We start from the raw sequence: 25,497 nt of genomic DNA, 5'->3' as shown, positions 1-25,497 counted from the left end.
CCGGCGCCACGACGTCATCGGCGGCGGCTCGGCGGTTCGTGCTCAGCCCGGCGGCGCGAGGGCCGGGAACGGCGGGTCGCCCCACCACTGCACGCCGTTGACCGGCTGGGTGGCCGTCACGTCGGGGACGGGCTCGACCTCGGCGTACCAGATCTCGGTCGCCAGGTCGCTCGCCGCGGGGGATCCGTCAGCCGGCCCATCGACGACGACCTGGCGGTAGCCGAAGACGCCAGGGGCGTGGCGGTGGCGGTAGAGGACCATCACCGACGCGTCGTCGCCCACCACGTCGAGCACGTCGACATCGGGACCGTGGTTGCGCCCCTGGTCCTCGCTCAGCCGGGCGAGGGCCCGGACGACCTGGTCGACCTGGTCGACCTGGTCGACCTGGTCGACCTGGTCGACCTCAGGCCGGCACAACCCGGATCCCGTCCGTGTGGCCGGCAGCGGACCTCGGCAGGTAGCCGGTGTTGACCCAGCCGGGGCACCTGACCTTGCCCACGCAGTACATCGTGATCGCGCCCTTGTTGTTGGCGGTCTGCTGCACCAGGCGGACCAGCTCGGCCTCACCGGTCGGCGTGCACGCCCCATCCACGCACCGCACGTGCAGGATCCGCGCCTGGTAGATGTAGGTGGTGCTCACGCCGCCCTCGGGGGCCCCGCAGGACGCCTCGACGACCCGGCGCCAGACCTTGATCTTGCTGATGTTGTGCTTGAGCGCGATCTTGCGGTACCCCCAACCGCGCGTGCCGTTGTAGGTGCCACGGCGCAGCACCTGGACCGAGTCGCACTTGTTGGTCGCGCGGGCGACGACGTAGTAGGCGCCGTCTGCGGCCCTGGTCGCGACGCCCGCCGGGGCGGAGCCGGGGGCGCTCGCGGCGGTCCCCGTGGTCACGGGCGGCGGCGCGGCGCTCGCCGCTCCCGTCGCCGAGCCGGGCACGAGGGCGAGCAGGAGGAGCACGAGCAGACCCGAGAAGGGCTTCATGCCGCCACCCTAGGTGCGCGTCCACCCACGGGGAAGACGTCCGCCCGTGCGGCTCGAGCGTCCCTGCGGTCGGCACGGCCCGGTCGTGGGGACGCGCGAGGACTAGCCTGCGCGCCATGTCGCGCCCATCCGCCCGAGACCTGATCGACCTCGTCCTGGACGAGGGGTCCTGGACGTCGTGGGACGTGCCTCCCGACCGGAGCGGCACCCCCATCAGCGACGAGTACGCCGCCGAGCTCGCCGCCGCAGCGGAGGCGTCGGGCGTCGACGAGTCGGTCATCACCGGCGAGGGCTCGCTGCGGGGGCGGCGGATCGCGGCGATCGTCGGCGAGTTCGGCTTCCTGGCAGGGTCGATCGGCCGGGCCAGCGCCGACCGGGTGGTGGCGGCGGTCGAGCGCGCGACGGCGTCCGGGCTGCCGCTGGTCGCGGCGACGGCCAGCGGCGGCACCCGGATGCAGGAGGGCACGCCGGCGTTCGTGCAGATGGTGCGGATCTCGCAGGCGATCGCGGCCCACAAGAGCGCCGGGCTGCCCTACCTGGTCTACCTGCGCGACCCGACCACCGGCGGCGTGATGGCCTCGTGGGGCTCGCTGGGCCACGTCACCGTCGCCGAGCCCGGCGCGCTGGTCGGGTTCCTGGGGCCGCGCGTCTACGCCGCGCTCTACGGCAGGGACTTCCCCGCGGGCGTGCAGACCTCGGAGAACCTCTACGCCCAGGGCATCATCGACGCCGTCGTCGCCGTCGAGGACATCCCCGACATCCTCGACCGCGCCCTGGCCGTGCTCATGGCCCCGCGGGCCGGGGTGCCGACCGTGCCGGACCCGCCCGACGAGCCGGTGCCCGACGTCGACCCCTGGGACGCCGTCACCCGCTCGCGGCGCCCCGACCGGCCCGGCGTACGCCGCCTGCTGCGGTACGCCGCCACCGACGTCGTCCCGCTCAACGGCACCGGCCAGGGCGAGCAGGACCCCGGGCTGCTGATCGCGCTGGTGCGCTTCGGCGGCGCGCCGTGCGTGTTCCTCGGCCAGGACCGCCGCGGCCAGACCGCCGACCACCCGATGGGTCCGCAGGCGCTGCGCGAGGCGCGGCGCGGGTTCCGGCTGGCCAGCGAGCTGGGGCTGCCGCTGGTGACCGTGATCGACACCCAGGGCGCCGCCCTGTCGCCGGAGGCCGAGAACGGCGGGATGGCCGGCGAGATCGCCCGCTGCCTCGCCGAGCTGGTCTCGCTGCCCGCCCCGACCCTGTGCCTGATGCTCGGCGAGGGCAACGGCGGCGGCGCGCTGGCGTTCCTCCCCGCCGACCGCGTCGTGGCCGCCCAGCACGCGTGGCTCTCGCCGCTGCCGCCCGAGGGCGCGAGCGCGATCGTGCACCGCGACCTCGACCACGCGCCCGAGATGGCCCGCCGCCAGCAGGTCCGCGCCGTCGACCTGCACCGCCTCGGCGTCGTCGACCGCATCGTCACCGAGCGCCCCGACGCCGCCGACGAGCCCGAGGCCTTCTGCCAGCGCGTGGGCGCAGTGCTCGAGCACGAGCTCGCCGCGCTGCTGCAGACCGGGCCGGGGTCGCCCGCCGACCGGGCGCGGCGGTACGCCTGAGGGGTCGTGGCGACTACCTCACCCGGAGACCGACTTTCCCGCCCGGATGCGGGCGGGGAAGTGCGCCGAACGGTGAGTTACTCGCGGCCCGGCCGGCCCACGCTAGAACGTGTTCTACCCTGACCCGATGACCAGGACGTACGTCGTGAGTGGGGCGGCGAGCGGGATCGGCGCGGCGACGACCGACCTGCTCCGCGCGCAGGGGCACCGGGTGGTCACCGTCGACCGGGCCGGGCTCGACGGGGAGCACGTGACCGCCGACCTCGGAACGCACGAGGGCCGCAGCGCAGCAGTCGGCGGTGTCCGGGCGCTGGCGGACGTCGTCCACGGCGTGGTGCCGGCGGCCGGCATCGCGGGGATGACCGGGGTCGACCCGGCGCTGGTGGTGTCGGTCAACTTCTTCGGCGCGGTGGCGCTGGTGCGCGGCCTGCAGCCGCAGCTGGCCGCGGCCGGCGGTGCGTCGGTGGTGCTGGTGGCGTCGAACTCGATCACCGGGATGCCGGGCTGGACGGTCGAGGCCGCGGCCGCCTGCCTGCGCGAGGACGAGGACGAGGCCCGCGCGGTCGCCTCGGCCGTCGAGGCCGTGATGGTCTACCCCGCCAGCAAGGCCGCGCTCGCCTGGTGGGCGCGGCGGGAGGGCGTCAAGGCGGAGTGGATCGGCGCCGGCGTCCGGCTCAACTCGGTCGCGCCCGGCAAGGTCGCGACCGCGATGACCGAGCGGCTCGCGGCCGACCCCGTCCTCGGGCCGCTCCAGGCCGACTACCCCACCGCGATCGGTCGCGACGGCCGGCCCGAGGAGGTCGCCGCCGCGATCGCGTTCCTGCTCTCCGACGCGGCGTCGCTGATGGTCGGCACCTGCCTGTACGTCGACGGCGGCACCGACGCGATCCTGCACCCCCTCTCCCCGGAGGGCTGGGCGGTCGGCCCGGTCGAGGTCTAGGACCCGCCCTGGCGACTCAGGGGGTCGGGTTGGTCGCGCCGATCTCGTCGTAGCAGGCGAGGGTCACGGTGAGGATCGGCTGGACCAGCTCGGTGACCTGAGACGGGTCGCCCTGCTCCTGGTTGGCCTCGAGGTCCTCGGTGAGGAGGCCGACCTCGACGAGCCGGTCGACCCCGACCTCGGCGACCAGCTCGGTCGCGACGCAGTCGGCAGCCTCGGACGTGTAGCTCGGCTGCTTCTCGAACTCGGTGCGCAGCACCGCCGCGGCGCGCTCCTCCCGGGTCCCCTCGGCGACGGTCGTGGTGGTGACGGCGCTGCTCCCGTCGTCGCCGGAGCCGGCCCCGTCGTCGCCGTTGGCGAGCACCACCGCCGCGACGATCCCGCCGACGCCGAGGACCAGCACCAGGATCGCGGCGATGATCCAGCCGGTCCGGCCGCTGCGACCGCCGCCGTGGCGTCCGGCCGTCGGGGGCTGGTGGTGGTAGCCGCCCGGCGGGGGCGTGGCGAACGACGCCGGCTGCGGCGTGGGCGTCCGGAACGGCGGCGCGGGCGGGGCCTGCGAGACCGGACCCGGCATCGGGGTCGGCGTCGGCGTCCGCGGGGTCGTGACCGACCACGGCTGCGGCGACGGCTCGGGTCCCGGCGTCGCGTCGGCCGGCCGCACGGGCGAGGGGTCGTCGGGCAGGCGGACGACCCGCTTGAGGTCGTCACGCATCGACGCCGCCGTCGGGTAGCGCGCGCCGGGGTCCTTGGCCATCGCGGTGCGCAGCACGCGGTTGAGCTCGGCGGCCAGCGGACCGGTCGGGGCGAGCTGCGGGACCGGCTGCTCGACGTGCGCCATCACGACCTGGTAGTCGGTGCTGCCGACGTACGGCGCCTTGCCGCTGAGCGTCGCCCACAGCAGGCAGCCCAGGGAGTAGATGTCGGACGCCGGCCCGGCGTCGCCGCCCAGGTGCAGCTCGGGCGCCATGTACGACGGGGTGCCGACCGCCGAGCCGACCTGGGTCAGCTGGGACTGCCCCACCTGGCGGGCGATGCCGAAGTCGCCGAGGTAGGCGTGCAGCTGCTGGTCCCGGTTGCGCAGCAGCACGTTGGCCGGCTTGATGTCGCGGTGGATCAGCCCCGCGGTGTGGGCGTCGGTGAGCCCGTCGGCGACCTGGGACATCAGGTTGGCGGCGATCCGCGCCGGGGGGCGGCCGTGCTTGGTGAGCATCTGGCCGAGGTCGCCGTCGGGGATCAGCTGGGAGGCGATGTAGAGCTGGCCGTCGGCCTCGCCGAAGGAGTAGACCTGCACGACGTGCGGCGAGTCGAGCGACGCCTGCGCCTGCGCCTCCCGGGTGAACCGGGCCCGGAACTCCGGGTCGTCGCCGATGTGCGGCGTGATCACCTTGAGCGCGACCTGCCGGTTGAGCTGGGTGTCGAGCGCCTGGAAGACGATGCCCATGCCGCCGACGCCGAGGCGCTTGCCGAGCCGGAACGGACCCAGCTCGGCGCCGGGCTCGGGGTGGCCGGACGACCCGGTGCTCATGGACACAGGACCCTATCTGCCCACGATGGCCCCGGCGCATGCCTGCCCGGGCGAGGTTGCCCGCCGCGGGGCCTGAATTGCCGTTGCCGCGCGATCGAACGGGAACGGCAGATCTGCTGGCGCGAAAACTGCCGTTGCCGTTCGATCGCGCGGAAATGACCAGCTCGCCGTCCGGCGACCTAGAACAGCAGCGCGGAGGCCGGGTCCTCCAGGATGCCGGCGACGTCGGCCAGGAACCGCGAGCCCTTCTCACCGTCGATGTGCCGGTGGTCGAACGAGAGCGCCAGCGTGGTCACGTGCCGGGCCACGATGTCGTCGCCCACGACCCAGGGCTGCTTCTTGATCGCGCCGAAGCAGAGGATCGCCGACTCGCCGGGGTTGATGATCGGGGTGCCGGCGTCGACGCCGAAGACGCCGACGTTGGTGATCGTGAACGTGCCGCCGCTCATCTCGGCCGGCTGGGTGCGGCCCTCGCGGGCGGTGGCGGTCAGCTCGCCGAGGGCCTCGGCGAGCTCGACCAGGGAGAGCCGGTCGGCGTCCTTGACGTTGGGCACGACGAGCCCGCGGGGCGTGGCGGCGGCGATGCCGAGGTTGACGTAGTGCTTGAGCACCACCTCCTGGGCCGCCTCGTCCCAGTAGGAGTTGATCTCGGGCGTACGCCGCACCGCCAGCAGCACCGCCTTGGCCAGCACCAGCAACGGGCTGATCCGGACGTCGCGCAGCTCGCGGCGCTTGCGGAGGCGCTCGACCAGCTCGACGGTCGCGGTGGCGTCGAGGGTGACCCACTCGGTGACGTGGGGCGCCGTGAACGCCGACTGCGTCATCGCGCCGGCCATCATCTTGCGGACGCCCTTGATCGGCTCGCGCGTCTCGCGCCCACCCCTGACGTCAGAGGACAGCGACAGCTCGGAGGAGTAGACCTCGGGGTTGGCGGAGGGGACGCCGTTGCCGGCGTCCATCACGTCGGCGCGGGTGACGGTGCCGTTCGGACCGGAGGCCGTGACCGAGCGCAGGTCGACCCCGAGGTCCTTGGCCAGCCTGCGCACCGGCGGCTTGGCCAGCACCCGGACGTCGCCGGGCTCCGCGGCCGGGGAGGACGGCTCCGGCGCCACCGAGGTGGCCGGCACCGCCGGCTCGAGGTCGGCGGCCTCCACCATCGGGGAGGCCAGGCCGGTCTCGAACGACGCCTGGGTCTGGATGTGGGCGGCCAGGGTGCCGCTGGCGACCTTGCGGGCGCGGCGTACGGGACCGCGGTCGGCCTTGTTGCGGCCGACCAGGCTCTCGCCCTCGCCGCCGCCGCTGGCGGCGGGGTTGGAGAGGTCGATCTCCATCGGGGCGTCGGGCGGGGTCGGGTCGCCGCCGGCGGGAGCCTCGTCGGGGGCGCCGATCCGGATGATCGGGGTGCCGACGGCGATCATCTCGCCCTCGGGCACGAGCAGCGCGGTCACCTCACCGGCGTACGGCGAGGGCAGCTCGACCAGCGACTTGGCGGTCTCGATCTCCACGACGATGTCGTTGATGGCGATGACGTCACCGACCTTGACCTTCCAGGTCACGATCTCGGCCTCGGTGAGGCCTTCGCCGACGTCGGGCAGGAGGTACTCGGGCATCGGGGTGGTCTCCTAGAAGTCGAGGCTGCGGTCGACGGCGTCGAGCACCCGGTCGAGGTCGGGGAGGAAGTCCTCCTCGATCCGCGACGCGGGGTAGGGCGTGTCGAACCCGCCCACGCGCAGCACCGGGGCCTCCAGGGAGTAGAAGCACTCCTCGGTGATCCGGGCGGCGAGCTCGGAGCCGAGGCCGAGGTTGACGTGGGCCTCGTGGACCACGACGGCGCGGCCGGTGCGGCGTACGGAGTCGAGGACCGGGGCCATGTCGAGCGGCGAGAGGGTGCGCAGGTCGATCACCTCGAGCGATCGGCCCTCGGTGGCGGCGGCCTCGGCGGCCTTCATCGCGGTCTTCACCGTCGGGCCGTAGGCGAGCACCGTGGCGTCGGTGCCCTGGCGGACCACCCGCGAGGCGAACAGCGGCTCGGGGGTCGCGGTCTCGTCGAGCTCGGCCTTGTCGGCGTGGTACTGCCGCTTCGGCTCGAGGAAGATCACCGGGTCGTCGCAGGCGATGGCCTGCTGGATCATCCAGTAGCCGTCGACCGGGTTGGAGCAGGCCACGACCTTGAGGCCCGGGGTGTGCGCGAACTGCGCCTCGGGCGACTCGCTGTGGTGCTCGACCGCGCCGATGCCGCCGCCGAACGGGATCCGGATGACGATGGGCATCTTGGTGCGGCCCTTGCTCCGGTAGTGGATCTTGGCCACCTGGCACACGATCTGGTCGTAGGCGGGGTAGACGAAGCCGTCGAACTGGATCTCCACCACGGGGCGGTAGCCGCGCATCGCCATGCCGACGGCGGTGCCGACGATGCCGGACTCGGCGAGCGGGCTGTCGATGACGCGGTCCTCGCCGAAGTCCTTCTGCAAGCCGTCGGTGATCCGGAAGACGCCGCCGAGCTTGCCGACGTCCTCACCCATGAGCAGGACCTTGGGGTCGTCCTCCATCGCCTTGCGCAGGCCCATGTTGAGGCCCTTGGCGAGGGTGATCTTCTGGGTGCTCGCCTGGGTGCTCGCCTGGGTGCCGGTCTGGGTGGCCATCAGTGTGCTCCCTCGAACGTCGCCTGGTAGGCCGCGAAGCCCTCGCGCTGGACGCGCAGCTCCTCGGTCTCCTCCGCGTAGACGTGCTCGAACATCGCCGACGGCTGCGGGTCGGGCATCGCCTTGCAGCCCTCGCGCAGCGTGTGGCCCAGCTCGTCGGCCTCGGTCGCGATCTCCGCCATGAACGCGTCGTCGACCAGGCCGTTGCGGCGCAGGTAGACCTCGACGCGGGCGATGGGGTCCTTGAGCTTCCAGCTCTCGACGTCGTCGGAGAGCCGGTAGCGGGTGGGGTCGTCGGTGGTCGTGTGGGCGCCCATTCGGTACGTGTAGGCCTCCACCAGCGTCGGGCCCTGGCCGTCGCGGGCGCGCTGCAGCGCGGCCTGGGTGACGGCGTACGTCGCGAGGACGTCGTTGCCGTCGACGCGGACGCCGGGGAACCCGAAGCCGAGCGCGCGCTGGTAGAGCGGGATCCGGCTCTGCCGCTCGATCGGCTCGGAGATCGCCCACTGGTTGTTCTGGCAGAAGAAGACCACCGGCGCGTTGTAGGAGGCGGCGAAGATGAACGCCTCGTTGACGTCACCCTGGCTGCTGGCGCCGTCACCGAAGTGGGCCACGACGGCCGCGTCGCGCTCGGGGTCGCCGGTGCCGATGACGCCGTCGCGCTGCATGCCCATCGCGTAGCCGGTGGCGTGCAGGGTCTGCGCCCCGATCACGATCGTGTACTGCGCGAAGTTGGCCTCGGCGGGGTCCCAGCCGCCGTGGTCGACGCCGCGGAACAGGCCGAGCAGCTTGAGGGGGTCGAGCCCGCGGCACCAGGCGACGCCGTGCTCGCGGTAGGTCGGGAAGACGTAGTCCTGGGGGCGCAGCGCGCGGCCGGCGCCGATCTGCGCGGCCTCCTGGCCCAGCAGCTGGGCCCAGATGCCGAGCTCGCCGTGGCGCTGCAGCGCGGTGGCCTCGGTGTCGAGGCGCCGGGTGAGCACCATGTCGCGGTAGAACCCGCGCAGCTGCTCGGCCGAGAAGTCGAGGTCGAACTCCGGGTGGTGCACGCGCTCGCCCTCGGGTGTGAGGAGCTGGACGAGCTCGGGGCCGCCGTCGCTCTGGCTGGGTCCGAAGACCTCGACCAGGTCGGGCCCGAAGGCAGGGTCGGGGGGTGCAGTCATCTCGCGCTCCTTGTCGTCGCCCGGTGCGCGGGGTCTCCGCTACGGGTGGCTCGGCCCCGGCTGCCGCGGGTCTCCGCAGGGGTGGCGCGGCTGTGACCCGGGACACAACGGGATGCGGGTCAACCTACCGCCGGGCACCACCTGGTCGCGAACCAGGTCCGGGCGGCGCCCTAGGCTCACCGCATGGGCACCCGGAGCAAGTCCGCCAGCACCACCATCGACGCGCCCCCCTCGGTGGTGTTCGCGATCCTGGCCGACCCCCGTCAGCACCCGCGCATCGACGGGTCGGGCTCGGTCAGGGGCAGCATCTCCGGACCCGAGCGGCTCGAGCTCGGCTCGGAGTTCGGCATGCGGATGAAGCGCGTCGCGCCGTACCGGATGAAGAACCGGGTGGTCGAGCACGAGACCGACCGGCTCATCGCCTGGCGCCACCTCGGCCCGCACCGCTGGCGTTACGAGCTCGCCCCGACCAACGCCGGCGGCACCCTCGTCACCGAGACGTGGGACCTCTCCCCCTATCCCGCCCCGCTGCGCGTCGTGCTCGACAAGGTCTTCGGCAAGGACACCCAGCGCGCCCTGGACGCCACCCTGGTCAACCTCAAGGACGCCGCCGAGGCCGACGCCCGCGGCTGAGGTGGCTCCCCCGCCGGGATGGCGCAGCGGCCCCAGCGCGCTGGCACCCTCGGGTCCATGAAACGCGGCGCCGGTGGACTCGTGACCCTGCTCGTCGTGGTCTGGCTGGCGATCGGCGTGCTCGCGGCGGGCCAGCGCGGCTACTTCGGCGACGAGCGCGACGTCTCGTGCAAGACCTTCGGCGACACCGCGTTGACGATCGTCGCCGGCCCGCTCAACTACATGGGCGTCAACCCCGAGGTGGAGTGCCGGGTGCCGCAGCCGTCGAAGTGACGGTGCCGGTGCCCGGCGGGCCGGTCAGCCGGTGAGCGGGAACGAGTGGTGCTCGTGCGCCACGACCCAGCCCTGCGGCTCGCGACGCAGCCCGAGGGTGAGCCGCAGCAGGTACGACGGGTCCTCGCGCAGCCCCTCCGGCGTCGCGCAGCGGAGCAACCCGAACGCGTAGGCGACGTCCCCGCCGACCGTCACGTCGAGCTCGGCGACCTCGAAGCACGCCCCCGACGCCTGCCAGGCGAAGAACCCGGGCCAGGCGTCGCGGTAGGCCCCGATCCCCCGGACCCCCTCGTTCGGCGGTGGGACGTCGAACATCACGATGTCCTGGGCATGGCGCGCCACCACGCCCTCGATGTCGCCGTCGTGGACGGCACGCGTCCACCGCTCGACCAGGCTGCGGATCTCGGTCTCGTCGGTCTCGTCGGTCACGTCGGGCCTCCCACTCGGCGTCGGGGCGCTCGCCCCGTCAGCGGGTGGACTACCCCACGGCCCGGTCCTCATCGCGCGCCCCTCGCGCCGGCGCCGGTCGCCGCCTACGCTGCCCGCACCCGACCCCGGAGGTGGCCATGTCCTGCGCCGTGTGCGGTAGCCCCCGCCTCACCGCCCCCAGCCCGTACCTCACCGAGGACGCCGTCCGCGTCGCCGACGACCGGGTCCGCGTCCCGATCCTCGGGTCCAAGCAGATCCTCGCCCGACCCCGCCTGGCCCGCGCGTGCGGGGACTGCGGCCACGTCATGCTCTTCCTCGACCCGAAGGACCTCGCCAAGATCAACGCCGTCCTCCCCTGACGCACCGAGCGCAGCGCCACCGGGCGGAGGTGACCTGGAGACCGAGTGCGAATCCAGAACGGTCCCCACCTCACCGCTCCCCGGAGCGCCACCGGGCGGAGGTGACCTGGAGACCGAATGCGAATCCAGAACGGCCCCAGGATCACCTCCCGAGGACCCACCTCGTGCCGCCAGCAGAGCGCAACGAACGCCGACGACAACCGCGCGCGCGGCAGCGTGGCGGTCCGCGTGTCGCCGCTCGTACGGTCCGGGCCACCACTCCCACAGCAATCGAGCGGCGACACGCGAAAGGACCGACACGCTCGCGCAGTTCAAGGCCGCGCGGCAGCGTGGCGGTCCCGCGTGGCGCCGCTCGAGCGGTCCGGGCCACCACTCCCACAGCAATCGAGCGGCGACACGCGAACAGGACCGACACGCTCGCGCAAATCCAGCTCAGTGCAGCTCGCCCAGGTCCTCGTGCGCCTCGTGGGAGACGGGTTCGACCTGGAACGTCGAGTGCCGCACGTCGAAGTGCTCGGAGACGCACTCGCACAGCTCGTCGAGGATGGCGCCGACGCCGCGGGTGGCGAGGGCCTCGTCGGTCACGGTGACGTGGGCGGAGAGGCTGGGAAGGCCGCTGGTGATGGTCCAGGCGTGGAGGTCGTGGAGGTCGACGACGCCGTCGACGTGGCGCAGGTGGTGCTCGACGTCGTCGAGGTCGAGGCCGGTCGGGGCGATCTCGAGCAGGACGACGCCGGCGTCGCGCATCAGCAGCACGGCGCGCGGCAGGATCATCACCGCGATTAGCAGGGAGGCGACGGGGTCGGCGCGCTGCCAGCCGGTGGCCAGGATCACCACGCCCGCGGCGACGGCGAGCACGGAGCCGACCAGGTCGGCGAGGACCTCGTTGGCGGCGCCGCGCAGGTTGAGCGACCCGGTGTCGCCGCGCTGCAGGATCGCCAGCGAGACGCCGTTGGCGGCGAGGCCGACGGCGGCGAAGACGACCATCGGGCCGGCGTCGACGTCGGGCGGGTCGGCGAGCCGGCTGATGCCGGCCCAGGCGAGGTAGGCGCACACGCCCAGCAGCACCAGCGCGTTGACCAGCGCCGCGAGCACCTCGGCGCGGTGGTAGCCGAACGTCGAGCGCCGCCCGCCCGGCAGCGAGGCGACGTACGACGCCCCGAGGGCGAGCACGACGGCCCCGGCATCGGTGGCCATGTGGCCGGCGTCGGCGAGCAGGGCCAGCGACCCGGTCACCAGGGCGCCGACGACCTCGACCACCAGCACCGAGGCGGTCACGGCCAGCACCCACCGCAGCCGGCGCCGGTCGGCGGCCCGCGTGACCGCGTGGCCGTGCCCGTGTCCGTGCCCGTGCCCGTGCCCGTGCCCCACCGGGGTCAGCCCGCGCCGCTCAGCCGCGCCCGTGCGGCTCGAGCCACACGGCAGGGTCGGGCCCGGCCGGCACGACGCCGGTCGGGTTGATGTCGCGGTGGACGACGTAGTAGTGCGTCTTGATCTGGTCGAAGTCGATCGTCTCGCCGAAGCCGGGGGTCTGGAACAGGTCGCGCGCGTAGCCCCAGAGCGCCGGCATCTCGGTCAGCTTCTGCCGGTTGCACTTGAAGTGGCCGTGGTAGACGGGGTCGAAGCGCGCCAGCGTGGTGAACAGCCGGACGTCGGCCTCGGTGAGGGCGTCACCCATCAGGTAGCGACGGTCGGTGAGCCGCTCCTCGAGCCAGTCGAGGGCGACCCAGAGCCGCTCGTAGGCCTCGTCGTACGCCGTCTGGGAGCCGGCGAACCCGCAGCGGTAGACGCCGTTGTTGACCTCGGTGAAGACGCGCTTCATCACGGCCTCCATCTCCTCGCGGAGATCGGCCGGCCAGAGGTCGGGGGCGTCGGGCCGGTGGTGCTCGCGCCACTCGTGGAAGAAGTCGTGGGTGATCCACGGGAAGTCGTTGGTGACGAGCCGCCCCGTCGACTCCTCGACGATCGCCGGCACGGTGATCCCCCGCGGGTAGTCGGGGAAGCGCCGCAGGTAGGCCTCCTGGAGCCGCTCCATCCCGAGCACGGGGTCGCGCCCGTCGGGGTCGAGGTCGAAGGTCCACGACCTGTCGTCGTGCGTCGGCCCGCACAGCCCCAGGGAGATCACGTCCTCCAGGCCGAGCAGCCCCCGCACGATGATCGCCCGGTTGGCCCAGGGGCACGCCTTGGCCGCGACGAGGCGGTAGCGACCCGGTTCGACGGGCCACAGCTCTCCCTGGACCGGACCGTGCTCGGGGCGCCGTCCGGCACGCGTGATCCGGTCGGGCACGTAGGACATGTCCCGGTCGAACCCGCCCTCCTCGACGTACGACTGCTGCCCGCCACCCTGGTCACCCATGCCGCGAGCCTACGAGGCCCGCCGGGAGGCCGGGTCCCCCGTCAGGCAGCGTTGGCGATGCGCCAGTCGCCGTCCTCCTCGACGAGGTCGAACGACGAACCGCTCTCGTTGCTGGACTCGTCGTCGCAGCCGGTGATCTCGTACTCCACCGTGGCCTCGGCACCGTCGACCTGCTCGTCGGTCACCTCGATCTCGCAGCCGTCGCTCTCGCCCTGGCTCACGAACTCGCCGCCGGCGTCCTCGCACTCGGACTTGGCCTGGTCGATCGCCTCGTCCCGTCCCGCGGCGTCGGTGCCGATGAACTCGTTGCTGAAGTACTCCACCGCCTCGCAGTCGTTGTCGACCGCGGCCTCGAAGAAGTTCTCGACGGCCGCACCGGGGCTGTCAGCGCTGGGACCGCCACCCCCGTCGCCGTCGTCGTCGCCGCCGAGCAGCACGACCAGGAGGATGATCCCGACGACCAGGGCGAGCGCGGCGCCGCCGAGGATCGCGAGCAGCTTGCCGCGGCCACCGGAGCCCGACGAGGTCTGCTGCCACCCCGGCTGGCCGGTCGCGCCGTAGGCCCCCGGGGGCGGGTAGCCGCCCTGGGGCGGGTAGCCGCCCTGCTGGCCGTAGCCGCCCTGCGGCGGGTAGCCGCCCTGCTGGCCGTACCCGCCCTGCGGACCGGCGGGCGGGGCGCCGTACGGCGGCTGGCCCGGGGGCGTGGCGGCGCTGCCGGCCACCCTCGTGACGTCGCTCGAGGGGGCCTGCGGATCGGCGGGGGGCGACGGGGTGCCCTTGTCGAGCCCGACGCCCTGGCCGGGCGTGGGGTTGGCGACCCGCGTCACCTCCGAGTGCGGGTCGGTGGCGGGCGGGGTGCCCGGGTCGCCCGTCCCGCCGCCCGCGGACGGCTGGGTGTGGTCGGTCCACTGCGAGCCGTCCCACCAGCGCTGCTGGCCCTGACCGTCGTCGTACCAGCCGGGTGGAGTGGTGCCGTGCGTCATGGTCGGGGGCCTTTCGCCGTGGGTCAGAAGCTGTCGAGGTCGTCGAGGGGGGTGTCGTCGGGCTGGTCCGCGCAGGCCAGGCGCAGCAGGTCGACGAACGAGCGCCGCTGCTCCGGCGGCAGGTCCAGGTACTCCTGGGCGTCGGCCTCGCCCTGCGCCACCGCGGCCCGTGCGGCCGCGTCGAGCAGCGCGACCAGCTGGTCGGGCGTGAACGAGCGGATCTGTCCGCAGGTCGTCGCACCGGGGTCAGCGGGGTCGAGCCCGGTGGGTGGCGGGTCGGGCTCCGGCTCCGGCTCCGGCTCCGGCTCCGGCTCCGGCTCCGGCACGGTCGCGGAGGAGGGCTCCGGTGCCGGGGTGGCCTCCGTGGTCGGCGGCGCGGTGGCCGGGTCGCCGCCGCTCTCCCGCGGGTCGTCGTCGTCGCTGCCGAGCAGCAGGACGGCCCCGAGGACCACCGCGGCGACCAGCAGCACCCCGGCCGCGACCGCCGCCAGGAGCGGGCCGGTGCGGCGACCGCGACCCGGCCCGCCGTACGGCGCCTGCGGCGGCGGCTGCCACGACGGCGCGGCGCCGAGCACCTCGGTGCCCGGGGACCGCTCGGGGTGGACGGGTTGGGCGGGGTGAACGGGCTGGGCGGGCTGGGTGTGCTCGGACCAGCCGCTGCCGTCCCACCAGCGACGCGCGCCCTGGCCGTCGTCGTACCAGCCCGGCGGAGTGCCCTGGGACATCGGGCCTCCTCGTCACGTGGCTCGGTCGGCGCATCATCTCACGGCCGCAGCCGCGCGAAGCACGGGAACCAGGCCGCGCGGACCCGCCGCGTCAGCTGGGCAGGTCGCTCGGGCTGATGCCGTACTCCTCGAGCTGCGACTCCAGGTCGTCGAGGTAGGACTCGAGGTCGTCGGGGTCGGTGGGGAAGTCGGTCGGCAGGTCGGTCGGCAGGTCGGTCGGGACGTCGCTCGGGAGCTCCGGGGTGGGGAAGTCGCTGGGGTCGATGGTCGGGACGTCGACCGACGGGGCGTCCAGGTCGAAGCCCTCGAGGCGGAAGTCGTCGATCAGCCAGGCGCCGTCCTCCTTGACCAGCGCGTACTCGACCGTGATCGGCTCCTGACCGGGCGCGCTGACCTCGACCGGCACCGTCGCCTCGTCGCCGTCCTCCTCGGCGTCCTTGACGTCGAACTCGACGTCCTCGGGGTTCACGCCGGAGGCCTCACCGGCCGCCGCCTCAGCCTCGCACTCGAACTCCTGCCGGGCGTTGTCGGTGAGGAACTCCTCGGCCGCGTCGCAGTCCTGGTCGCGGGTCGCCTCGGCGAAGGACTCGACGATCTCGGCCGGGCCCTCGGCCGGGTCGTCGGTCGACGTCTCGTCGTCGCCGCCCAGGATCAGCACCAGGGCCACGATCGCGCCGCCGAGCAGCACCAGACCGGCCACGATGCCGATGATCAGGCCGGTCTTGCGCCGGCGCGGTCCGCCCTGGCCGGGCTGTCCGTACGGCTGCTGGCCGTACGGCTGCTGGCCGTACGGCTGCTGTCCGTACGGCTGCTGGCCGTACTGCTGCTGGCCGGGCTGCTGACCGGGCTGGCCGTACGCCGGCCCACCCTGCGGGGCGTCGTACTGCGGTCCGGGCTGGGCGGAGCCGTAGCCGGACGGCTGCGCCGGCAGCTGCTGGGTCGGCGGCGGGGTCGTGGGGGCCGGGCCCTGACCGGGCGCGGCCCACTGCGAGCCGTCCCACCACCGCTGGCCGCCCTGACCGTCGTCGTACCAGCCGGGGGGTGTGGTGCTCATCGCGGAACTCCTGGGATGGGGAACGGGTTCAGGGCCGTGCGGTGATGCCGTCGACCAGCCAGCCCCGAGCAGTGTCCACCAGGACCAGGGTGAACCTGAAGGGGGGCGAGGGCGACGGGCCCGACGTCGCGTCGCGGACCAGCGTGCCCACGACCGTGGCCCGCCCACCTCGGACCACCGCCGGCCCCGCGGTGGCGCGGAAGTCGTCGAGCGAGCCCGGCGACAGGTCGGCCTGGGCGCAGCCGCCCTCGCGGCGCAGGAAGCCGATCGTCGAGAGGTCGTCGACGGTGCGGCAGTCCGAGGCCAGCACGGCCCGCAGGAAGGTGTCGGCGACCGTCCCGGGCCCGGGGCCGGGGTCCGGCTTCGGCGGCGCCGACGTCGGTGGGGGCTCGGACGTCGGGTCGGAGGTCGGCTCGGACGTCGGGTCGGAGGTGGGCTCCGTGGTGGGCTCGGAGGGCTCTGCCGACGGCTCGGACGACGGCTCGGACGACGGGCTGGTGCTCGGGTCGGCGGCGGTGCGGTCGTCGTCGCGCCGGCCGACCAGCACGGCCGCGACCACCAGCCCCGCGAGCACCAGCAGGACCAGGGCCCCGAGGCCGACGACGACGGGGGTGCTCGGACGCCGGCGCCGCTCCTCGCGGTGCTGGACCGGCGCCTGCGAGGGCGGGTACGCCGGGGGCGGCGGCACCGAGTCCGGCTGCACCCGGTCGGTCCAGCGCTGGCCGTCGTACCACCGGACGACGCCGAGGGCGTCGGGGTACCAGCCCGGTGGCGTGCCGGTCACGGGCTGCTCGAGGGGCCGGGACCGTCGAGGGCGTCGATGCCGCGCCGCACGCGGGCCGACTGGTCCGGGCCGGGGGCGGCGTAGGCGACGACGTTGCCCGCCAGGTAGGCGTCCTTGTCGCTCTCGGCGGCGTCGTCGGCGAAGACCTCCGGCGCCTCGGCGGCGAAGACCGCGGCCGCGGCGGGGTCGGTGAAGACCAGGACCACCGCGGAGGCGTCGTCGGCGACGACCGAGATCAACCCGGCCACCGCGGTCGGGTCGAAGGCCACGGCACCGTCGGGCACGTCGGCGGGCCGGGCCGCCTCCACTCCCTGCACCTGGGCGCGCTCGAGCGCCGCCACGACGTCGGTGGCGGTGGCGTCGGCCGGCGAGTCGGCCGCCAGCACCTCGACCCCCGCCGCCTCCACCTGCGGCCCGAGGCCGGCCAGCGGCACCCCCTGGGCCCCGTCGTCGGGCGTCTCCTCCTCGCCGCCGCAGGCCGCGGTCAGCCCGAGGAGGGTGACCAGGAGGACGGCGGGAGCACGGCGGAGCACGCCGCCATCATGCCGGGTCCGTGTTCGCCCCCGGCGGGTACGCGGTTTCCGGCTGGCGGTGGTCGAGCCGCTGGGACGGCGCCACCGCGTGACGGTCATCCCCCGGGTCAGCCGCACTCCGAGCCGGCGGTGGCGACCCGGATCGCGACCGTGGTCCCGGTCTTGCTGCGCGCCTCGAACAAGGCGTCGTCGGCGTCGTGGGCCAGGACCAGGATCGCGCCGCCCGGGTCGTTGCCGATGACGGGCTCGTCGAAGCCGGAGCCGGCCAGCACCGGGGCGAGCGTCTGCTGCAGCGACGAGGGATCGCTCGGACCGGACCCGGTGCCGACCCGCTCGAGGGTGAGGGCGCAGACGTCGTCGTACTCCTCGGTCGTCACCTGCGGCGCCGTCCACGACAGGTCGCCGCCGAGCGAGTCGACCGCGGCGGCGAGCACGGGACCGTAGGCGGCGATCCGGTCGGGCTCGACCGGGCTGTCGGGCAGCGGTGGCTGCCAGGTGGGCTCCCGGGGCTGCGGTTCCGCGACCGGCGACGTCGTGGGGTCGCCGCCGCGACCGTCGCCGCCGGGGTCGTCGTCGCCGCCACAGCCGGCCAGCCCGAGCGTCGCGACGACGGCGAGCGCCAGGCCCGCGACCCGGGCACTCACAGCGGGTGGTCGACCCAGGCGTCGACCGTGGACTTGATGTGCACGGTGAGCTCGGCGCCGGCGTCGTCGACCGCCTCGCAGACCAGGTGCCCCGAGGGACTGCCGGTCATCGGCGGCTGCTCGGGGAAGCCCCGGCGGCGCAGCACGGCGTTGACCGCGCGCGAGAGCGCGGGCGGGTCGAGCTCGGCGGTCGCGACGCCGATGGCGTGGATGGCCCCGACCCGCAGGGCGCGGCTCCCGTCGGGGCGGACCGCCTCCCCGGCGTCGCTGCGCGGGGACCAGGTGACCGGTCCGAGCTCGGCCTCCAGCGCGTCCTGCAGCGCGTCGAGCACCGGCCCGTAGGTGCGGGCGAGCTGCTGCACGCCGTCGGCGTGGTGGTCGGTCATGGTCTCCACTTCCCTGGTCTCTTGCCTGGTCCCGCGCTCGTCAGAACGGCGGGTCGACCCGGACGCCGCCGCCGAACCACCGGTCGTACTCCTCCGGCGTCAGGTGCACCTCGCCGGGGTAGTAGGTGCCGTCGAGCCACCCGCCGTTGGGGCCCCACGGGTTCTGCAGGACGACGTTGCCGTCGGCGTCGATGCCCTCCACGGAGTAGTGGTGCGACGGCACCACGCGCTTGGCGGGGTCGACGTCGTCCGGCTGCGGCTCGCCGCCCCCGGTGCCGGCGGTCATCGCCGACGGCGGGTCGGTGCTCGAGCCCTCTTCGATGTCCTCGACCGTGGGCGGGCCGTGGCCGTCGGGCTCGTCGCCGGTGAGCCGCTGGATCGGCACGTCCGGGACCTGGCCGTCCTCGATGTCGCCGAACTCCTGCTCGATGGCCTGCTCGTAGATCGAGAGCCAGCTGTCGTCGCCGGTACCGGCCTGCTGCGACCCGTCCTCGGGCAGCGTGTCGGGGTCGACCTCGACGGTGACCGGGTTGCCGTCGTCGTCGTAGAGGGTGACCTGGTAGGTGCCGGACGCGGGGTCCCACCGCAGGTGCTCGCGGACGAACCCCGGGTCGGCCTCGGCCAGCGAGATCAGCTGGGAGAGGGTCACGCAGCTGCCGTAGGCGTCCTGCTCGTTGAGGTCGGCCTGCCGCAGGATGCCCTCGTCGCTGAGGTCGATCGGGCCGTCGTCGCTCGGGGGCAGGTCGATGCCGATCAGCGCCATCAGGGCGATGGTGGCTGCGCGGTCGCTGCCGTCGGCCTGGGCCAGCAGCTCGCGCGCCTGCTGGGTGAGCTGGCCGGCGTAGACCCGCCAGCGGAGGAACTCGACGACCTTGAGGAGGTCGAGGGGGAACGTCGACTCGACGAGGCCGGAGTCGTCGGGCCCGGTCAGGTGCCGCTGGCTCGCGACGACGGCCTGCAGCGCGACGATCTCGACCTGGAGCGGCGTGGTCTCGCGCACGGCCTCGTCGATGACGGTCGCGCCGTCGCGGTGGACCGTGGCCAGCTCGCCGTGGGACGCCGCCAGCTCGCGGAGCTCCGCGGCGGCCAGGGCACCGGTCTGGTCGGGCCAGGACTTCTCGATCGCGGCCGCCTGCTCGTCGAGCTCCTGCTGGACGGCCTCGGCGGTCCGGGCCTGGCGCCGCGCCCAGTCGGCGCCGGCCTCCCAGCCAGCCGGGTCGAACGCGGTGAGCTGGCTGACGGTGATCACGAGCCCGACCCCCCGCCCCGCGACCACATGGCGCGGGCGGCCTCCGCGGCGTCGTCGTCGACCCGCTGCAGGAACAGCGCCGAGGCGTCGAGCCGCTCGGCCGTCGCCCCGGTGGCGTCGGCGCGCCGGCTCGAGGCGCGGTCCATGTCAGCCGCGTAGCGGGTGATGGCCTCGCTCAGCGTGAAGCCGTCGTTGCCGGGGTGGCCGGCAACGTCGCTGCGCGCCAGTCGCTGTGCCGCCGCGTCGACCGCGTCCGCGGACCGCAGCACCTCGGTGGGACTGATCTCGATGGCCACCCCCGGGTGCTACCCGGCCGGACGGCGGTGAAACGGGGCGGGGGGCTGGCGCCCGTCAGCCGACGAACCCGCGGGCGACCTCGAGCAGCCGGTCGTTGCCCTCGGGCTCCCCGATGGAGACCCGGGCGCCCTCGCCGGCGAAGGGGCGGACGACGATGCCGGCCTGGTCGGCGGCGGCGGCGAAGTCGGCGGTGCGGTCGCCGAGCGCGAACCAGACGAAGTTGCCCTGCGGCACGGGCACGTCCCAGCCCATCTCGACCAGGGCGGCGTGCACGCGGGCGCGCTCGGCGGTCAGCGCCTCGACCCGCTCGAGCAGCTCGGCCTCCGCCTCGAGCGAGGCGATCGCCGCGGCCTGGGCGACGGCGGAGACGCCGAAGGGCAGCGACACCGCGCGCAGGGCGGCGGCGATCGGCTCCTGGGCGACGGCGTACCCGACCCGGAAGCCGGCCAGCCCGTAGGCCTTGGAGAAGGTGCGGAAGAGCACGACGTTGGGGTGGGCGCGGTAGGTCGCGAGGCCGTCGACGGCGTCGTCCATGCGCACGAACTCGACGTAGGCCTCGTCGACGACCGCCACGACGTGCGGCGGCACCGCGGCGAGGAACTCGTCGAGCTCGGTCTGGGTCACGGCCGGACCGGTCGGGTTGTTGGGCGTGCAGACCATCACGACCCGGGTGCGGTCGGTGATCGCGGCGAGCATCGCGGGCAGGTCGTGCCGCCCGTCGGTGGTCACCGGCACCTGCACCGAGGTCGCGGCGGCGGCCGCGGCCGCGATCGGGTAGGCCTCGAACGAGCGCCAGGCGTGGACGACCTCGTCGCCGGGCTCGCAGAACGCGTGCAGCAGCTGGTAGATCAGCGCGACGCTGCCGGTGGCGACCGCCAGGTCGGTCGTCGGCACGTCGAGGCGCTCCGCGAGCGCGTCGTACAGCGCGCTCGAGCCCATGTCGGGGTAGCGGTTCATCACCGCGACCGCCCGGGTCGCCGCCTCCACCACGCCGGGCAGCGGCGGGTAGGGGTTCTCGTTGCTCGACAGCTTGTACGCCGTCATCCCCGGCCGCACGGTCGGCGGCTTGCCGGGCACGTAGGCGGGGATCTGCAGGACGTTGGGGCGCGGCTGCGGGTGGGCCATGCGCGTCAGGCTAGTGGGGTCGTGGCGAGGCGGGACGCCCCGGCGTCAGCGGGCGGCGTAGGTGAGCAGCGCGAGCCCGCAGTCGAAGCGGCGCGACTCCAGCAGCCGCAGTCCCGAGGCCCGGAACCCGTCGGGGAACAGGCGTCCGCCCCGACCCTGGACGACGGGGTGCACCCACAGCCGGTACTCGTCGACGAGCCCGGCCCCGATCAGCGTCGGCAGCAGGGTGAGGCTGCCGGTGCACACGATGTCGCCGCCGGCGGCCTCCTTCAGCGCCGTCACCTCCTCGACGACGTCGCCGCGCAGCACCGTGGAGTGCTGCCAGTCGAGGTCGTCGTCGGCGAGCGTGGAGGAGGCGACGTACTTCCGGACGCCGTCGAGGTAGTCGGCGATGCCGGTGGCGTCGTCGGTCAGGTCGCGCCAGTAGCCCCGGAAGTCGGTGAACGTCTGCCGGCCGAGGACGAGGGCGTCGCACGCCTCGTCCTGGCGGTGCTGCTCGGCCTGGTAGGCGTCGTCGTCGGTCCCGGCCTGGTCGTCGAACCAGTCGTCGAGCATCTGGATCGAGCCGTCGAGGGTCATGTTCTGGGTGATCGCGAGGGTGCGGGTCATGAGGAGTACCGACTGCGCCAGGGGCGCAGGATCATCGCCAGCACGATGCCGGCCAGCACCCCGAGCGCGGCCCCGGTGACGTTGTCGACGATGTCGGTGACGTCACACGCGCGGTCGATGCGGGCCAGCTCGAGCTGGGTCCACTCGATGCCCACCGAGTACGCCGCCAGCGCCGCCAGCCCCAGCGGCACCGTCACGGTCGTCCAGGCCCGCCACCGCGCCGCGGCGACCACGAGCAGTGCGCCCGGCGGCACGAACACGGCAACGTTGAGCAGCCGCTGGCCGCCGGAGAAGATCCAGAAGCCGTCGGGCGCGGGGCCGCCGATGTCCCACGAGCAGGTCGCGAGCCGGCTGTCGGCCGGCACGACCCCGGGCGCACCGTTGGCCGGGAGCAGGGTGATCAGCCCGATCACGACCACCGACCACGCCAGCCCGCCGAGCGCGAACGCCGTCACCACCCCCAGGCGGGGTCGCAGCGCGAACGCCGGCAGCGCGCACAGCAGGCCCGCGAGCACGACGCCCACGAGCATGACGCCCACACCACCGACCGGGAACACCGGCTAGACGTTAGCGAGCGCCTCCAGTGCCCAGCACCCGTGGTCGAGGACCACTCATTCGGGCGGGAGCAGCACCTCGCCGCCCGCGACCACGGGCAGGTCGCGGCCGAGGGTCACGTCGACCGGGTTGGTCAGGCAGCGGATCGAGCCGCCGCCCTTGTGGAACTCCGACACGTCGACGACGACGACCTCGAAGCCCCACTCCTCGAGCCGGGCGCGGACCCGGTCGGGGCAGGCCGGCATCACCACGGTGCGGCCGACGACGACGGAGTTGGCGCAGAACGTCGTCAGCGCCTCCTCCTCGGTGAGCACCAGCGGCTCGGGGACCAGGGCCAGCAGCGCCGCCGCCGAGGCGTCGTCGAGCGCGCTGGGGCAGACCATCGCCCGGCGCTCGTCGAGCGGGCAGAAGGCCAGGTCGAGGTGGTACATGCCGGGGTGGGTGATCCGGACGCCGCGCACCCGCACGCCGAGGTCGGTGGCGAGGTGCTTGAGGGCGAGCTCCTCGGTGCGGGGGCCGTAGCCGACGACGAGCGCGTCGCCCCAGGCGAACGCGTCGCCGGCCTCGAGGTGGGCGCCGACGCCGTCGCGGCCGACGGTGGAGGTGGTGTAGCCGTGCTCGGCGAACCACGGCTGCGCCGAGCGGCCCTCCATCCGGCGCTCGGGGTGGCGCATGTGCGACATCACGACGTGCGGCCCCGCGGGCAGCACCATGCCGAGGCCGAGGTTCATCGCGTAGACCATGTCGGGGGCGTCGCAGCGCTGCGGGAGGACGTCGACCCGGGCGCCGAGGCCGCGCAGGACCTCGACCATCTCGTGCCACTGCCGCCAGGCCAGCACCCGGTCGGGCTGCACGTCGGGATCCATGAACGGGTTGATGGCGTAGTCGATGCGGAAGTGCGTCGGCTCCACGGCGACGTAGTGGTGACCCCAACCCAGCTGGCTCAACGTGTCCTCCTGCGGTGATTGTCAGACAATCTGACAGACACATGGTGTCGCAGGACGACGGGAAGAGCAAGAAGGCGCGGCATGATGGGCGCATGGCGCACCCCGGGACGACGTCCACCACCGTCGTCGACCCACCCGGACCCTTCGCCTCCCTCCACGTCGAGCACACCTCCACCGTCGAGCGGGCCGCCGACGAGCTGCGCCGGGCGATCTTCGAGGGCGAGGTCGAGAGCGGTACGGCGCTGCGCGAGGTCGCCCTCGCCGACTCCCTCGGCGTCTCCCGGCCCACGATCCGCGAGGCGCTCGGCATCCTGGTCGCCGAGGGCCTGGCCACCCGCGAGCCCCACCGCGGCGTGCACGTCGCGACGCCGGAGAAGGAGTCGGTCCACGACGTCTGCGCCGCCCGCTGGGTGCTCGAGGGCGCCGGCGTGAGCCGCTGGCGCCAGGCGACCGACGAGCAGCGCGACCACGTGCGCCGGGCGCTGCGCCGCTACACCGACGCCGTCCGCGCCGAGGGCACCTACCAGGAGCTCAACACCCTCCACCTGGCCTTCCACGTCTCCCTGGTCGGCCTCGCCGGCAGCCCCCGCCTGGTCGCGATGGCCGAGAACCTGGTCGCCGAGCTCAAGCTCGCCCTCGCCCAGGTCGAGCGGATCGCCCGCAACGCCCACGACCAGGCCGACACCCACGTCGCGCTGGTCCAGCTCCTCGAGGACGACCACGTCGACCGCGCGATGGCGTTCCTCCAGGCCCACCTCGAGGACGCCGAGACCGAGATCGTGGCGGCGCTGCGGCTCTGAGGCCCGGGGGTGGCCGGGGGTGGCCGGGTGGCTCCCGGCCCTGGCACCGCCTGCCATGCTCGGCCCCATGCGCATCGTCCTCCGGCTGGTCACCACCGCCCTCGGGCTGGCGGCGGCGGCGTGGCTGCTCGACGGGATCGCGTTCCCGGGCGGGCCGCAGCGCGGCTGGGCCGAGGTCGAGCACGACCTGGTGCCGCTGCTGCTGGTCTCGGCCATCCTCGGCCTGGTGACGGCGGTGGTGAAGCCGGTGCTCAAGGTGCTGGCGTTCCCGCTGGTCGTCGTGACGCTCGGGCTCTTCCTGCTCGTCATCAACGCCGCGATGCTGCTGCTCACCGGCGCGCTGGCCGAGGCGCTCGACATCTCCTTCCGCGTCGACGGCTTCTGGACCGCGGTCGGCGGCTCGATCATCATCACCGTCGTGACCTGGGCCGTCGACGGGCTCGTCGACGACCGCGAGGACCGCTCGTGAGGCTGCCCCCGCCCCGCGAGCCGGGCCGCTACCGCGTCGGCATGGTCTGCCTGGGCAACATCTGCCGCTCGCCGATGGCCGACGTCGTGCTCCGGGCCAAGGTCGCCGACGCCGGCCTGGCCGACCGGGTCGAGGTCGACAGCTGCGGCACGGGCGGGTGGCACGTCGGCGGGCCGATGGACCCCCGCGCCGCCGACACCCTGCGCGCCGGCGGCTACGACGGCAGCGCGCACCGCGCCCAGCAGTACGCCGACCGCTGGCTCGACGACCACGACGTCCTGCTGGCCATGGACGAGCAGAACCTCACCGACATCGGCGGCCGCTCCGCGCGGGTGCTGATGCTGCGCGACCTCGACCCCGACGGGCCCGGCGACGTGCCCGACCCGTACTACGGTGGGGACGGCGGATTCCTGGAGGTGCTGGCGATGGTGGAGCGCTGCTGCGACGCGCTGGTCGCCGAGCTGCGCGGGCTGGCCGACGGCACCGACGGCACCGTGGCTCGATGACCCGTCGCCCCCACGTGGCCCGCCGCGCCGAGCAGCTGCTCGACGCGGCCGTCGTCGCGACCGCCCCGGTCGCCGGCGGCGACGTCTCGACCGCCACCAAGCTGCGCCTGTCCAACGGCACGACCGCGGTGATGAAGACCCTCCCCCAGGCGCCGACCGGGTTCTTCGAGCACGAGGCGTGGTGCCTGCGCTGGCTCGCCGAGGCCACGGCCGACGGCGGCGTCCACGTCCCCGAGGTCCTCGCCGTCGACACCGACTGCCTGGTGCTGGCCTGGGTCGAGACCGGCCGCGCCACCGGCGACGAGGCCGCCGACCTCGGGCGCCGGCTGGCCGTCACGCACGCCGCCGGCGCACCGTCGTACGGCGCCGGGCGTGACGGGTTCATCGGCCGGCTCACGCTGCCCAACCGCCCCACCGACACGTGGCCCGAGTTCCACGCGACCCGGCGGTTGCTGCCGTTCGTGCGGCAGGCCGTCGACCGCGGCGCCCTCGAGCCCGACGACGCCGCGGCCATCGAGGCGGTGGCCGAGCGGCTGCCGTCGCTGGTCCCCGACGAGCCGCCCGCGCGGATCCACGGCGACCTGTGGAACGGCAACGTCCTGTGGGGCACCGACGGTCAGGCCGCGCTGATCGACCCCGCCGCCCACGGCGGCCACCGCGAGACCGACCTGGCGATGCTCGAGCTCTTCGGCCTGCCCCACCTCGCCCGGGTGCTCGACGCCTACGCCGAGGTCGCCCCGCTCGCCGAGGGCCGCGCCGAGCGGGTCGGTCTGTTCCAGCTGTTCCCGCTGCTCGTGCACGCCTGCCTGTTCGGCGGCGGGTACGGCGCCCGGGCGGCGCAGGTCGCGCGCAGCTACGCCTGAGGTGCGCCGCCCCGCCATCCTCGGGGCGAGAGCCTTCTCAGTGCGGCCTCAGGGCTGCGTGCGACAGTGGA

31 protein-coding genes are annotated in these 25,497 nt (G+C 74.3%); 9 read left to right on the top strand and 22 right to left on the bottom strand.

All coding sequences use genetic code 11. The features are described from left to right. Positions 1-42: 42 nt before the first annotated feature. Positions 43-417 carry a hypothetical protein gene (locus AC4MBH_RS17365; protein ID WP_491796387.1) on the bottom strand — a complete coding sequence of 125 codons (375 nt, stop codon included), beginning with the start codon at positions 415-417 and terminating at the stop codon, positions 43-45. After that, entirely contained in the window at positions 404-982 is a 579-nt protein-coding gene (locus AC4MBH_RS17360; protein WP_491796386.1) for a hypothetical protein, read from the bottom strand. Before AC4MBH_RS17360 ends, AC4MBH_RS17365 begins: the two co-directional genes overlap by 14 nt. Positions 983-1,098: 116 nt before the next feature. On the opposite strand from AC4MBH_RS17360, the gene AC4MBH_RS17355 reads away from it, so the two are divergent. Both AC4MBH_RS17355 and AC4MBH_RS17350 read left to right on the top strand, forming a co-directional pair. Beyond that, a complete protein-coding gene (locus AC4MBH_RS17355) occupies positions 1,099-2,577 on the top strand; it encodes a carboxyl transferase domain-containing protein (protein WP_491796385.1) in 1,479 nt (492 codons plus the stop codon). Between the two features lie 127 nt (positions 2,578-2,704). Beyond that, the gene (locus AC4MBH_RS17350) at positions 2,705-3,517 is read left to right on the top strand and encodes an SDR family oxidoreductase (protein WP_491796384.1); all 813 of its coding nucleotides are present in this window, start codon (positions 2,705-2,707) and stop codon (positions 3,515-3,517) included. A gap of 16 nt (positions 3,518-3,533) precedes the next feature. Here the strand turns inward: AC4MBH_RS17350 and AC4MBH_RS17345 are convergent, their stop codons facing one another. From AC4MBH_RS17345 to pdhA, 4 genes are all read right to left on the bottom strand, one after another. Next, positions 3,534-5,045, bottom strand: coding sequence for a serine/threonine-protein kinase (locus tag AC4MBH_RS17345; protein ID WP_491796383.1), 1,512 nt, complete (start codon positions 5,043-5,045; stop codon positions 3,534-3,536). Positions 5,046-5,224: 179 nt separating this feature from the next. Then, the gene (locus AC4MBH_RS17340) at positions 5,225-6,655 is read right to left on the bottom strand and encodes a dihydrolipoamide acetyltransferase family protein (protein WP_491796381.1); all 1,431 of its coding nucleotides are present in this window, start codon (positions 6,653-6,655) and stop codon (positions 5,225-5,227) included. A gap of 12 nt (positions 6,656-6,667) precedes the next feature. After that, positions 6,668-7,687 carry an alpha-ketoacid dehydrogenase subunit beta gene (locus AC4MBH_RS17335; RefSeq protein WP_491796379.1) on the bottom strand — a complete coding sequence of 340 codons (1,020 nt, stop codon included), beginning with the start codon at positions 7,685-7,687 and terminating at the stop codon, positions 6,668-6,670. Further along, positions 7,687-8,847 carry a pyruvate dehydrogenase (acetyl-transferring) E1 component subunit alpha gene (gene pdhA / locus AC4MBH_RS17330; RefSeq protein WP_491796378.1) on the bottom strand — a complete coding sequence of 387 codons (1,161 nt, stop codon included), beginning with the start codon at positions 8,845-8,847 and terminating at the stop codon, positions 7,687-7,689. The genes AC4MBH_RS17335 and pdhA overlap by 1 nt, the downstream gene beginning before the upstream one ends. Before the next feature lie 183 nt (positions 8,848-9,030). On the opposite strand from pdhA, the gene AC4MBH_RS17325 reads away from it, so the two are divergent. Together AC4MBH_RS17325 and AC4MBH_RS17320 are read left to right on the top strand one after the other, a co-directional pair. After that, the gene (locus tag AC4MBH_RS17325) at positions 9,031-9,480 is read left to right on the top strand and encodes an SRPBCC family protein (RefSeq protein WP_491796376.1); all 450 of its coding nucleotides are present in this window, start codon (positions 9,031-9,033) and stop codon (positions 9,478-9,480) included. 57 nt (positions 9,481-9,537) lie between these two features. Then, a complete protein-coding gene (locus tag AC4MBH_RS17320; RefSeq protein ID WP_491796374.1) occupies positions 9,538-9,753 on the top strand; it encodes a hypothetical protein in 216 nt (71 codons plus the stop codon). 24 nt (positions 9,754-9,777) lie between these two features. Here AC4MBH_RS17320 and AC4MBH_RS17315 read toward each other — a convergent pair whose 3' ends face one another. Further along, the gene (locus AC4MBH_RS17315) at positions 9,778-10,182 is read right to left on the bottom strand and encodes a YybH family protein (protein WP_491796372.1); all 405 of its coding nucleotides are present in this window, start codon (positions 10,180-10,182) and stop codon (positions 9,778-9,780) included. A gap of 137 nt (positions 10,183-10,319) precedes the next feature. Here AC4MBH_RS17315 and AC4MBH_RS17310 point away from each other — a divergent pair, with 137 nt between their 5' ends. Beyond that, a complete protein-coding gene (locus AC4MBH_RS17310; protein ID WP_491796370.1) occupies positions 10,320-10,541 on the top strand; it encodes a hypothetical protein in 222 nt (73 codons plus the stop codon). Between the two features lie 432 nt (positions 10,542-10,973). Here AC4MBH_RS17310 and AC4MBH_RS17305 read toward each other — a convergent pair whose 3' ends face one another. The 15 genes from AC4MBH_RS17305 to AC4MBH_RS17235 form a co-directional block, all read right to left on the bottom strand. After that, positions 10,974-11,912, bottom strand: coding sequence for a cation diffusion facilitator family transporter (locus AC4MBH_RS17305; protein ID WP_491796368.1), 939 nt, complete (start codon positions 11,910-11,912; stop codon positions 10,974-10,976). 19 nt (positions 11,913-11,931) lie between these two features. Beyond that, on the bottom strand, positions 11,932-12,897 hold the full coding sequence (locus tag AC4MBH_RS17300; RefSeq protein ID WP_491796366.1) for a glutathione S-transferase family protein: 966 nt from the start codon (positions 12,895-12,897) through the stop codon (positions 11,932-11,934). Between the two features lie 41 nt (positions 12,898-12,938). After that, positions 12,939-13,880, bottom strand: a complete 942-nt coding sequence (locus AC4MBH_RS17295) for a DUF2510 domain-containing protein (RefSeq protein ID WP_491796365.1) — start codon at positions 13,878-13,880, stop codon at positions 12,939-12,941. Positions 13,881-13,903: 23 nt separating this feature from the next. After that, a complete protein-coding gene (locus AC4MBH_RS17290) occupies positions 13,904-14,605 on the bottom strand; it encodes a DUF2510 domain-containing protein (RefSeq protein ID WP_491796363.1) in 702 nt (233 codons plus the stop codon). A 91-nt stretch (positions 14,606-14,696) separates the two neighbouring features. Then, positions 14,697-15,659 (bottom strand): Rv0361 family membrane protein, encoded by a 963-nt coding sequence (locus tag AC4MBH_RS17285; RefSeq protein ID WP_491796362.1) that lies wholly within the window; start codon positions 15,657-15,659, stop codon positions 14,697-14,699. 28 nt (positions 15,660-15,687) lie between these two features. Continuing rightward, entirely contained in the window at positions 15,688-16,443 is a 756-nt protein-coding gene (locus AC4MBH_RS17280; protein WP_491796360.1) for a DUF2510 domain-containing protein, read from the bottom strand. Beyond that, on the bottom strand, positions 16,440-16,976 hold the full coding sequence (locus AC4MBH_RS17275; RefSeq protein ID WP_491796359.1) for a hypothetical protein: 537 nt from the start codon (positions 16,974-16,976) through the stop codon (positions 16,440-16,442). Before AC4MBH_RS17275 ends, AC4MBH_RS17280 begins: the two co-directional genes overlap by 4 nt. A gap of 107 nt (positions 16,977-17,083) precedes the next feature. Beyond that, on the bottom strand, positions 17,084-17,620 hold the full coding sequence (locus tag AC4MBH_RS17270; protein ID WP_491796358.1) for a hypothetical protein: 537 nt from the start codon (positions 17,618-17,620) through the stop codon (positions 17,084-17,086). Then, complete coding sequence (locus tag AC4MBH_RS17265; RefSeq protein WP_491796357.1) at positions 17,617-18,006, bottom strand: hypothetical protein; 390 nt, start codon at positions 18,004-18,006, stop codon at positions 17,617-17,619. The genes AC4MBH_RS17270 and AC4MBH_RS17265 overlap by 4 nt, the downstream gene beginning before the upstream one ends. Before the next feature lie 40 nt (positions 18,007-18,046). Next, positions 18,047-19,255 (bottom strand): calpain family cysteine peptidase, encoded by a 1,209-nt coding sequence (locus AC4MBH_RS17260; protein ID WP_491796355.1) that lies wholly within the window; start codon positions 19,253-19,255, stop codon positions 18,047-18,049. Further along, entirely contained in the window at positions 19,252-19,551 is a 300-nt protein-coding gene (locus AC4MBH_RS17255) for a hypothetical protein (protein ID WP_491796354.1), read from the bottom strand. The genes AC4MBH_RS17260 and AC4MBH_RS17255 overlap by 4 nt, the downstream gene beginning before the upstream one ends. Before the next feature lie 55 nt (positions 19,552-19,606). Beyond that, the gene (gene hisC, locus AC4MBH_RS17250; RefSeq protein WP_491796352.1) at positions 19,607-20,677 is read right to left on the bottom strand and encodes a histidinol-phosphate transaminase; all 1,071 of its coding nucleotides are present in this window, start codon (positions 20,675-20,677) and stop codon (positions 19,607-19,609) included. Between the two features lie 45 nt (positions 20,678-20,722). Continuing rightward, on the bottom strand, positions 20,723-21,286 hold the full coding sequence (locus AC4MBH_RS17245; protein ID WP_491796351.1) for a dihydrofolate reductase family protein: 564 nt from the start codon (positions 21,284-21,286) through the stop codon (positions 20,723-20,725). Further along, positions 21,283-21,843 carry a VanZ family protein gene (locus AC4MBH_RS17240; protein WP_491796349.1) on the bottom strand — a complete coding sequence of 187 codons (561 nt, stop codon included), beginning with the start codon at positions 21,841-21,843 and terminating at the stop codon, positions 21,283-21,285. Before AC4MBH_RS17240 ends, AC4MBH_RS17245 begins: the two co-directional genes overlap by 4 nt. 54 nt (positions 21,844-21,897) lie before the next feature. After that, positions 21,898-22,788 (bottom strand): dimethylarginine dimethylaminohydrolase family protein, encoded by an 891-nt coding sequence (locus AC4MBH_RS17235; RefSeq protein ID WP_491796347.1) that lies wholly within the window; start codon positions 22,786-22,788, stop codon positions 21,898-21,900. 92 nt (positions 22,789-22,880) lie between these two features. Between AC4MBH_RS17235 and AC4MBH_RS17230 the strand changes: the two genes are divergently transcribed. The 4 genes from AC4MBH_RS17230 (at position 22,881) to AC4MBH_RS17215 (ending at position 25,426) form a co-directional block, all read left to right on the top strand. Further along, on the top strand, positions 22,881-23,588 hold the full coding sequence (locus AC4MBH_RS17230; protein WP_491796345.1) for a GntR family transcriptional regulator: 708 nt from the start codon (positions 22,881-22,883) through the stop codon (positions 23,586-23,588). A gap of 67 nt (positions 23,589-23,655) precedes the next feature. Beyond that, positions 23,656-24,057: a phage holin family protein gene (locus tag AC4MBH_RS17225; RefSeq protein ID WP_491796344.1), complete on the top strand. Its 402-nt coding sequence runs from the start codon at positions 23,656-23,658 to the stop codon at positions 24,055-24,057. Further along, the gene (locus AC4MBH_RS17220; RefSeq protein ID WP_491796342.1) at positions 24,054-24,563 is read left to right on the top strand and encodes a low molecular weight protein-tyrosine-phosphatase; all 510 of its coding nucleotides are present in this window, start codon (positions 24,054-24,056) and stop codon (positions 24,561-24,563) included. The genes AC4MBH_RS17225 and AC4MBH_RS17220 overlap by 4 nt, the downstream gene beginning before the upstream one ends. Further along, positions 24,560-25,426 (top strand): fructosamine kinase family protein, encoded by an 867-nt coding sequence (locus AC4MBH_RS17215; protein ID WP_491796340.1) that lies wholly within the window; start codon positions 24,560-24,562, stop codon positions 25,424-25,426. The genes AC4MBH_RS17220 and AC4MBH_RS17215 overlap by 4 nt, the downstream gene beginning before the upstream one ends. Positions 25,427-25,497 lie beyond the last annotated feature (71 nt).

The organism is Nocardioides sp. WJ219 (genome assembly GCF_058559815.1).
Note: the sequence above shows the minus strand (reverse complement) of the source record. Positions and strands in the feature narration are given on the sequence as shown.